The 9437-nt window shown below is 71.7% G+C and carries 7 protein-coding genes; 4 read left to right on the forward strand and 3 right to left on the reverse strand.

Going from position 1 to position 9437, the window contains the following annotated elements:
* Positions 1-7: 7 nt before the first annotated feature.
* The 3 genes from ACE3Q8_RS02550 to lptF all read right to left on the reverse strand — a co-directional run bounded on the left by ACE3Q8_RS02550 (position 8) and on the right by lptF (position 4675).
* Complete coding sequence (locus tag ACE3Q8_RS02550; RefSeq protein ID WP_374468606.1) at positions 8-2356, reverse strand: LPS-assembly protein LptD; 2349 nt, start codon at positions 2354-2356, stop codon at positions 8-10.
* An 82-nt stretch (positions 2357-2438) separates the two neighbouring features.
* Positions 2439-3542 carry an LptF/LptG family permease gene (locus ACE3Q8_RS02555; protein ID WP_374468608.1) on the reverse strand — a complete coding sequence of 368 codons (1104 nt, stop codon included), beginning with the start codon at positions 3540-3542 and terminating at the stop codon, positions 2439-2441.
* Entirely contained in the window at positions 3539-4675 is a 1137-nt protein-coding gene (gene lptF, locus ACE3Q8_RS02560) for an LPS export ABC transporter permease LptF (RefSeq protein ID WP_374468610.1), read from the reverse strand. The genes ACE3Q8_RS02555 and lptF overlap by 4 nt, the downstream gene beginning before the upstream one ends.
* Positions 4676-4824: 149 nt before the next feature.
* On the opposite strand from lptF, the gene ACE3Q8_RS02565 reads away from it, so the two are divergent.
* The 4 genes from ACE3Q8_RS02565 to ACE3Q8_RS02580 are packed head-to-tail and all read left to right on the forward strand — an operon-like array spanning position 4825 to position 9389.
* Positions 4825-6273 (forward strand): leucyl aminopeptidase, encoded by a 1449-nt coding sequence (locus tag ACE3Q8_RS02565; protein WP_374468612.1) that lies wholly within the window; start codon positions 4825-4827, stop codon positions 6271-6273.
* Positions 6273-6959: a hypothetical protein gene (locus tag ACE3Q8_RS02570; protein WP_374468614.1), complete on the forward strand. Its 687-nt coding sequence runs from the start codon at positions 6273-6275 to the stop codon at positions 6957-6959. Before ACE3Q8_RS02565 ends, ACE3Q8_RS02570 begins: the two co-directional genes overlap by 1 nt.
* A 52-nt stretch (positions 6960-7011) precedes the next feature.
* Positions 7012-8892, forward strand: coding sequence for an ATP-binding protein (locus ACE3Q8_RS02575; RefSeq protein ID WP_374468616.1), 1881 nt, complete (start codon positions 7012-7014; stop codon positions 8890-8892).
* Positions 8893-8930: 38 nt separating this feature from the next.
* Positions 8931-9389, forward strand: a complete 459-nt coding sequence (locus ACE3Q8_RS02580) for a DNA polymerase III subunit chi (RefSeq protein WP_374468618.1) — start codon at positions 8931-8933, stop codon at positions 9387-9389.
* Positions 9390-9437 lie beyond the last annotated feature (48 nt).

The following is a 9437-nucleotide window of genomic DNA, read 5'->3' on the forward strand; positions in this document are numbered from 1 at the left end:
CGTGATCTTACCTGCCATAAAGTGGTCCGCCCAATGTGGCGAGCGTTAGGCGCACGTTGACGGAGTCGCTCGGGCCGAGCCGTCCGATGACGGTGTCCTCGCGCCGGTAGACCACGTCCACCCGCAGGCAGTCGTCGCGGTAGAAGACGCCCATGTCGCGGATCACCCAGGCGTCCTGGTTGAGGTCGCGGCTGCCGTAGAAGCTGACCCCCCAGTTCTTGCGGACATAGAGCTCGCCGCCGAGGTCGAGGTTCTCCCGGCGCTCCTGGTTGATGTCGAAGTCGTCGGTGAGGTAGCGGACGAAGCCCGAGCCCCAGCGGCGGTTGACGTTGGCGCCTGCCTCGAGGCGGTGGATGTCGAGGCTGTCGCTGTCGAGCCGCGCCCGGGTGAACAGCGAGACCCCGCGCACCGGCTGGGCGTCGGCGGCGACGATCCAGTCCGAGGCCTTCTTCCGCAGGCCGGAGCGCTCGCGGAAGACGTTGTTCTCCTCGGTGCGGAAGCTGCGGCCGAGCAGCAGGTTCGCGCGGCGGCCGTCGTCCCACAGCACGGAGGCCCGGCCCGCGACGTTCAGCCGCGCGCCGTCCTCGTAGAGGTCGAAGCCGGGGAACTTGTTGGCCCGGAAGAGGGTGGTCTCGTCGAACTCGAACGCGACACTGTCCTCGTTGAGGTAGATCGGGTCGCCGTTGGTCTCCCGACCGACGACGATCTGCTTGGCGTCCGGCGAGATGGCGGCCTGGACGATCGGCTCCAGCACGACGGTGGAGTCCTTGAAGCGCCGGTACACCGGGTAGGACACCGTCGCGCCCGCGGTGGCGAGCCCGCGGGAGGTGTCGCGCGAGGTGGTCTGCGAGCCGACTCCGGTAAGGACGTCGGAGAGCCGGTAGGCGTCGACGCGCAGGTTCACGAAGGGCTCCACCCGCAGGCCGGCGGCCGAGGTGAAGGTGCGCTGCCAGTCGACCTCGCCGGTCACCCGCGTGCTGTCGAGGCCGGGGAGGCGGGCGGCGGTGTCCACCGGCGACTGGTCGCGGGTGAGGGTCACCGCGCTGCCGTGGAAGCGCAGGCGGCCGCCGCCGATGGTCTGCACCGGCTCGTAGTGGGTTTCCACCAGCGGCGCGATCAGGGGGAAGGTGCGGTCGTTGTCGTCGTCGAAGCTCGCGCCCTCGACGCCGCCCCGCCGCAGGCCCTGGATGCTCATGGCCGCGATCGAGGCGTAGGACCGCTCGTCCTGCCGGATGGCGTAGGCCTGGGAGATCAGCCGCCGGTCGTCGGCCACGTAGGGACCGCGCGATTCGAAGGCGTCGCCGATCTCGTACTTGTCGAAGATCAGGTCGTCGGAGGCCCGCTCGGCAGTGAAGCCCCAGCGCCACTTCTCGTTGGCCCGGAAGCTGCCGCGGCCGAGGATGTAGCTGCGGTGGGTGGTCTCGCCGAACCGGTCGCCGCGGCCGTCGAAGTCCTGTTCGTAGGTGTAGCCGAAGCGCAGGTCGACCTCGCCGGTGTAGAAGCGCTTGCGGTAACGGCCGTTGAGGAACGGATTCACGCTGGTGTTGATCTGCGGGCTCAGCGTGAGATCGGAGTAGGGGCTGATGGCCCAGTAGTAGGGCTGCTCGTAGGACAGGCCGCGCCGGTCGGACATCGACACGTGCGGCACCAGGAAGCCCGAGTTGCGCGGCGACTGCGGGTCGGCGTGCCAGAACACCGGCAGGTACATGACCGTCGCCCCGAACACGCGCATGCGGGCGTTGCGGTAGACGACGATGCGGCGCTGCTTGTCCTGCACCACCCGTTCGGCGGCGATCGACCAGGTCGGCGTCTTGGGCGCGCCCTCGGCGGTGCAGATCTCGCAGGGCGTGTAGATCGCCCGGTTCAGCTCCTGGACGTTCTCGTTGCGCCGGGCCGCGCTGGCGGCGGCGATCTTGATGTTCTCCTGCAGCCGGGCCGAGAAGCCCAGCGCCACGCCGGCGCGCATGTCCTCGTCGAGGACGAACTCGTCGGCGAATTCGGTCGTGCCGTCGTCGTTGATGACCTGGACGTTGCCGCGGGCGCGGATGATTCCCTGGCCGGCCTGGTCGCTCTCCTCGTAGACCAGCCGGTCGGCGCGCAGGGTGCGGCCCTCGTAGCGGATCTCGACGTTGCCCTCGGCGGTGGTGACCTTGCGCTCGTCGTCGCGGACGATGCGGTCGGCCTCCATGTAGAGCTCGCCCGGCGCGAGGCCGTCGGGCGACGGCGCGGCGGCCTGGGCCGGCGCCGCCGGCTGGGCCAGCGCAGGCAGGGCTTGCGCCCAAAGCGCCGCGAGGGCGGCCCCGGCCAGGAGGGCGCGCTTGGCGGCTTTCGACGGCGTGCGCCGACCCGGACTCATTACGCTTCAGATCCCCTTTTCCGGCGTCGAGCCGGGCCATCGGCAAGGCTTGCCGCGATGCATAGCCGGGCAGGCCCGAGATTCAACCGTCTTCGGTGTAGAACAACAGGGTCAATCCGGACAGCAGCGCCACGACCGCAGGCGCCCATGCCGCCGCGAACAGCGGGATGATGTCGGCCCGGGCCAGCGCGCCGGCGAACTGGTTGAAGAAGAAGATCACGAATCCGAGCGCGACGCCCGCCCCGGCGAGGCCCGCCAGCCCGCCCAGGCGCGCCAGCCTGAGGGAAAAGGCCGCGGCCAGCACCGCCATGGCGGCGAACAGCAGCGGCGTGGCGAGCAGTTGCTGGAAGCGAAGCCGGTAGCCGTAGGCCGAGAAGCCGGCCTGCTCGGTCATCCGGATCGCCGCCGGCAGCCGCCAGAAGGCGATGGCCTCGGGCGAGGCGAAGCGCTCCATGGCCGATTCGGCGTCGAGGGCGGAGCGGATCGACAGGCTGTCCGAGCGCACGGAGCTCTCGCCGGCGGTGGCCTCCCGGACGTCCTTGAGCTGCCAGAAGCCGGGCATCAGCCGCGCCTCACCGGCCTCGAGCCGGCGCTTGAACTCCAGCGTGCCCGACGGGCTCTTCTGGTAGACGAACAGCGAAACCCGCCGCAGCCGCACCGTGCCGTCCACGGTGTCGCGGTCGCGGGCGTGGATGACGATCTGGGTCCGCTCGTCCCCCTGGCGCAGCCAGATGTCCTCGGGCGCGTCGCCCAGGTAGTTCTCCATCAGCCGGGCCCGCTCGCCCTCGAAGCGGGCGTTCAGCGCCGCGGCCAGGGGATTGACCGCGGTGACCGCCAGCACCCCGCCCACGAAGGCGGCGGCGGCGAACGGCAGGATGAAGCGCCAGGCCGAGACGCCGGCGGCGCGCATGGCCACCAGCTCGCTCTTCCGGTTCAGGCCCACGTAGGCGCTGATCCCGCCGAACAGGACGACGAAGGGCAGCAGCACCTGCAGCAGGGACGGCGTGCGCAGCAGGGTGAGGCCGAAGATGGTCGCCGGCCCGACGTCGGCGCGGGTGCCCACCGAGCGGGAGAGGTCGACGAACTGGATCAGCAGGATCACCGCCCCGATCACCGCCAGGGCGGCGCCCACGCCGGACAGCGTGCGCGCGAGGACGTAGCGCTCCAGGTGGCCGAAGCGGATCACGCCGCCGCCCCGTAGGCGGGCCGCGCGCCGTGGCGGATGTCGATGAACCGGCTGACCCGCTGCCGGAAGATGGCGCGCAGGCCGAAGGCGATCACGGCGAGCGGGATGGCGTACTGGAGGACGTTGGCCCAGGCGCTGTCCTCGCAGGCGGCCTGCACCACGAAGCCGAGGATGCGGCTCACCGCGGCCACCGCGCCCATCACCGCGATCCGCCGGGCGTAGCCCAGGCGCGAGAAGCCGCCGCCGATGATCGCCGAGAGCGCCAGGGCCATGAAGGCGATGTTGTAGAGCGGCGTGGCGATCCGGGCGTGCCCCTCGGCCAGCAGGCCCAGCCGGTTCCGCTGCTCCCAATCCTGGGCGAGGTCGGGGAAGAACAGCTCGTGCAGCCAGCGGTCCGACGGCTTGTAGTGGATCAGCTCGGTGGAGTCGGTCAGCGCCGACAGCTCGAAGGCGTACTCGTTGAAGGTCAGGTAGTTGAGCACGCCGCGCTCGGAGAACTCCTGGGTGGTGCCGTTGCGCATGAGCAGCACGGTGCGCCCCGAGCGCTCCTCGATGCGGCCCTCGTCGGCGGTGTAGACGGTGGAGGTCCCGTCCTCCTTCTCCTGGTGGATGAAGAGGTTGCGGAAGTCGCCGTCGCCCTCCACGGCCTGGGCGTAGACCGTCAGGCCCTGCACGGGCTCGGTGAACTCGCCCTCGCGGACCAGGGTGGAGGCCAGATCCGTGCGGACCTGGAACAACTCCTGCCGCAGCTCCCGGAAGGCGGCCGGCTGGACGTAGAGGTTCATCACCAGCGCCGCGAAGGCGATGGTGCAGGCCAGCCGCATGGCCGGCGAGATCACCCGCCAGCGGCTCATCCCGCCGGCGAAGCAGACGACGATCTCCTGCTCGGTGTGCAGCCGGTTCAGCGCCACGAGCGCGGCGACGAACACCGCCACCGGCAGGATGATGTTGATGAGCTGCGGCATGTAGAGCAGCGTGATCTTCAGGAAGACGAGGCCGCTCTGCCGCTGGTTCACGATGAGGTCGAGGCCGGCGAGGCTCTGGCTCAGCAGCGCCACGCCCGTGAGCGCCAGGGTGGCGAGCACGGTGGGGCCGGCGAGCTGGCGCAGCAGGTATCGGTCGATCAGGCGCATCGGCGAAATTTACGGCTCACCCGGAGATTTTGGCGCGCCCCGGCCGCGGAGCTGTTCTAAACCATGCGTCGCCGCGGCGCACAACCGCCGCCCGCCGGCCGCCCCCGGCCGCGCCTGAAGCCCGAAGACGCAGGAAGAAGAGAGTTTCGATGGAGATCGAGTTCGTCGCCGCCGAGGCCCCGCTGGCCGCGAAGACCGCCGTGGCGCGCATCGTGTTCGAGGGGCAGGCCCAGGACGGCGCGCTCGCTCGCGCCGTGGCGGCCAGCCGCTTCACCGGCGCCAAGGGCCAGACGCTCGACATCCTCGCGCCCGAAGGCGGCGCCGACCGCCTGGTGCTGGTGGGCGCAGGCAAGCGGGAGGGCTTCGACGCGCTCGGCGCCGAGCATGCCGCCGCCGTCGCCTACAAGGCGCTGAGCCTCTCCGGCCTGGAGACCCTGCGCATCGAGCTGCCGGAGCCCACCGCGGACCTCGCGGCCCGCGCCGCGCTCGGCGTGCGGCTCGCCTGCTATCGGTTCGACAAGTACCGGACCAAGGAAACCGCCGACAAGAAGCCCTCGCTGACCAACGCCCAGGTGGTCGCGGCCGACACGGACGGCGCGCTGGCGGCCTTCCCGCCGCTGGCCGCCCTGGCCGATGCGGTCAGCTTCAGCCGCGACCTCGTCTCGGAGCCCGCCAACATCCTCTATCCGGTGGAGTTCGCCCGCCGCGTGAAGGAGCTGGAGCGGCTGGGCCTGCAGGTCGAGGTGCTGGGCGAGGCCGAGATGGCCGAGCTCGGCATGGGCTCGCTGCTCGGCGTGGGGCAGGGCTCGGTGCGCGAGAGCCAGCTCGTGATCATGCGCTGGAACGGCGCGGACGATGCGAACGCCCAGCCCGTCGCCTTCGTCGGCAAGGGCGTCTGCTTCGACACAGGCGGCATCTCCATCAAGCCTGCCGAGGGCATGGAGGACATGAAGTGGGACATGGGCGGCGCGGGCGCCGTCACCGGCCTGATGCACGTGCTCGCCGGCCGCAAGGCCAAGGTGAACGCGGTCGGCATCCTGGGCCTGGTGGAGAACATGCCCGACGGCAACGCCCAGCGTCCCGGTGACGTGGTCACCTCCATGAGCGGCCAGACCATCGAGGTGATCAACACCGACGCCGAGGGCCGCCTCGTGCTGGCGGACGCGCTCTGGTATTGCCAGGACCGTTTCAAGCCGAAGTTCATGGTCGACCTCGCAACCCTGACCGGCGCGATCATCATCAGCCTCGGCAACGATTACGCCGGCTGCTTCTCGAACAACGACGAACTGGCCGGCGCCCTGCTGGACGCCTCGACGAAGGAAGGCGAGCCGCTGTGGCGGCTGCCGATGCCGGAGGCCTACAACAAGCAGATCGAGTCCCCGATCGCCGACATGAAGAACGTCGGCGGTCGCCCGGCCGGCTCGATCACCGCCGCCCTGTTCCTGCAGAAGTTCGTCAACAACTACCCCTGGGCGCACCTCGACATCGCCTCCACGGCCTGGAAGAAGCCGTCGAGCGTGCCGACCATCCCCGACGGCGCCACGGGCTACGGCGTGCGGCTGCTGAACCGGATGGTTCAGGACAAGTACGAGGGCTGATGCGCTTCGCCCTGCTGCACAGCCCGCTGCTCGGCCCGTCGAGCTGGCGGGCGGTCGCAGACGCCCTGCGGGCCATGGGCCATACGGCGGAGACGCCGGCCTGGCCCAGGCTGTCGGCGATCTCGACCGACTTCTACCGCGCTCTGACGGACGGCATGGCGGCCAGCCTGGCCGTCGGCGGCGAGCCGGCCGTGCTGGTGGCGCACAGCGCCGCCGGCGCCCTGCTGCCGGCGCTCGCCGCGCGGATGCCCGCGCCGCCGGCCGGCGCGATCTACTGCGACGCGATCCTGCCGCATCCGGGCCTGAGCTGGTTCGACACCGCGCCGGCCGAGACCCGCACCCAGTTGCGCGCGGGCGCGGAGGGCGGGCGGCTGCCGGCCTGGGACCGCTGGTGGCCGCCGGGCGCGCTCGAGCGCCTGGCGCCCGACGCCGCGGTGCGCGAGGCGCTGGTGGCCGAGCTCGAGCCGCTGCCGGTGGACTATTTCGAGGAGCCCGCGCCGGAGGCGGACCAGGACGGCCCTGCCGCCTACCTCAGGCTGAGCGGCGCCTACGAGACCGAGGCCATGCTGGCGGGGCGGCGGGGCTGGCCCGTTGTCAGCCTACCGCTGAACCACCTGGCCCCGGTGACCCAACCGCAGCCGGTGGCCGCGGCGCTGGACCGCCTGGCGCAGGCTCTCGCCCGCTGAGCAGCGAACGCCGTTCTGTAATTCTTCACCATTCCGGCCGAACCTCGCGCGCGTGACGAGGGCGGGCGCCATTCTGGAACGCGGGCCGGACAGGCTCGGCTGGGCGCCGCGCGTCCGGCCGGACCGCGAGCACCTGTTCAACACCTATCACCTGACGCTCGCCGGCATGACCTATCCGGCCTGGCGGCTGGGCGCGCTGGCGGCGGTCCGCGCCGGTTGCCTTGCGCTGCTCGGCCATCCGCTCCTGGCGCTCGCCTGGATGCTGGCTTCGTGGGCCGGCGACGTGGCCGTGCAGGCGATCATCACGCACTGGGCCCGCGACGCGCTGAAGACCGGCGCCTCCCGCGTGCCCTGGGGCATGGTGCTGCTCGCCGCCTTCCGGTCCAGCCTCTACATCTCCGCGCCCCTGGTGGCGGCGGTGAACACGGACGGCGTCGCCGAGATCCTGTTCCTCGGGGCGATGGGCGGCTACTCGCTGCTGCCGGTGGCTCTCTCCTACGGAGCCTTCTCGCCGAAGGTGTTCTGGGGCTTCGCCATCCCGCCGCTGGCGGCCTTCGCGCTCGCCGTGTTCGACCTGCTGGATCCCACCCGTGCGCTGGCCCTGTTGCTGGCGCTGGGCGCCACCGTCTGGGTGCTGGCCATGGTCTCGCTGACCTGGCGCCAGTCGCTGGACGTCTGGCGGCGCACCCACGACGCCTCGGTGGAGCTGATCCAGGATCTCGAGCTCGCGCGCGACCGGGCGCTCGCCGAACGCATCGCCGCCGACGCCGCCCGCGAAGAGGCGCGGCGCGCGGGGCAGGCCAAGGCCAACTTCCTCGCCACCATGAGCCATGAGATCCGCACGCCCATGAACGGGGTGCTGGGCATGGCCGAGGTGCTGCGCCGGGCCGAGACCGACCCTGAGCGGCTGAGCCGGCTGCAGACCCTGACCGATTCGGGCGAGTACCTGCTGTCGATCCTCAACGACATCCTGGACATGTCGAAGATCGAGGCCGGCCGGCTGGAGCTGATCTTCGAGCCCGCCGACCTGCCGGGACTGCTCCGCCAGGTGGCGGACTTCTGGCGGCCGCAGGCCGAGTCGAAGGGCCTGGCGCTGCGCCTCGAGCTGGACGACAGCCTGCCGGCCTTCGCCCAACTGGACGCCGTGCGCCTGCGCCAGGTGCTGTTCAACCTGCTCGGCAACGCGCTCAAGTTCACGGAGCAGGGCTCGGTCACGCTCAGCGCCCGCGCCGGGGCCGTGCGCGCGGGCCGCTGCCGTGTCTCCATCGCGGTCGCCGATACGGGCCCGGGCATCCCGGAGGCGGTTCTGCCGACGATCTTCGAACGGTACGCCCAGGCCGGCCGCGAGGCGGCGCGGCGGGACAGCTCGGGCCTAGGCCTCGCCGTCTGCCACCAGCTCGCCGAGCTGATGGGCGGCCGCATCCGCGCGGAGAGCCCGCCGGGGCAGGGGGCGACCTTCCACCTGGACCTCGTCCTCGAGGTCGCCGCCGCTGGCCGGCCCACCAGCGAGGCGAGGGGCGAGGGCGAGGGGATCCGACCGCTGCGCATCCTGGCGGTCGACGACCACACGGTGAACCTGACCGTGCTGGAGCAACTACTGACGCCCGAGGGCCACGAGGTGGTGAAGGCCGGGACCGCCGCCGAAGGCCTGAAGCTCGCGGAGGCCGAGGCCTTCGACGTGATCCTGATGGACATCCACCTGCCGCGCACGAGCGGCATGCAGGCGCTGAAGGCGCTCCGGGCGGGCAAGGGGGCCAGCCGGCGCACGCCCGTGATCGCGCTCACCGCCGACGTGGTGAGCCGCGGCGAGGCCGACTACCGCGCCCTCGGCTTCGCCGGCCTCGTGGCCAAGCCGCTCGAGGCGCCGGTGCTGTTCGCGGCGCTCGCCCGCGCCGCCGCGGCCCGGCCGCGCCGGCGCGCCCCCGCCGCCTGACCTCCCCAGCGGCCGGAAAGGGCGCTAAGAGCAGGGGCATGGCCGACGCCCCCTGCGAGGTCTGGTTCTACCACCTGGAGCGCACCGGGCTGGACCAGGCTCTCCCCGAACTGCTCGAAAAGACGCTGCAGCGCGGCTGGCGCGCCCTGGTGCGCACGCCGGTGGCCGATCGGCTCGAGCACCTGGACGGCTGGCTGTGGAGCTATCGCGAGGACAGCTTCCTGCCGCACGGCGCGGCCGGCGAGCCCAACGCGGCGCGCCAGCCGGTGCTGCTCACCACCGGCTTCGAGAACCCGAACGAGGCCCATGCGCTGTTCCTCGTCGACGGCGCCGAGCCGGGCGACCTCGGCGGCTTCGCCCGGTGCGTGGTGCTGTTCGACGGCGGCGACGAGGCTCAGCTCGCGGTGGCCCGGGCGCAGTGGAGCCGGATCAAGGCGACGGGCCTGCCGGTGTCCTACTGGAAGCAGCAGGCGAGGGGATGGGAGAAGCAGGCATGAGGATCCGACTGACGGCCGCGGCCCTGGCGCTGGCGCTCGCGGGCTGCG

The organism is Phenylobacterium sp., from assembly GCF_041913825.1.
Taxonomy (GTDB): Bacteria; Pseudomonadota; Alphaproteobacteria; order Caulobacterales; family Caulobacteraceae; genus Phenylobacterium.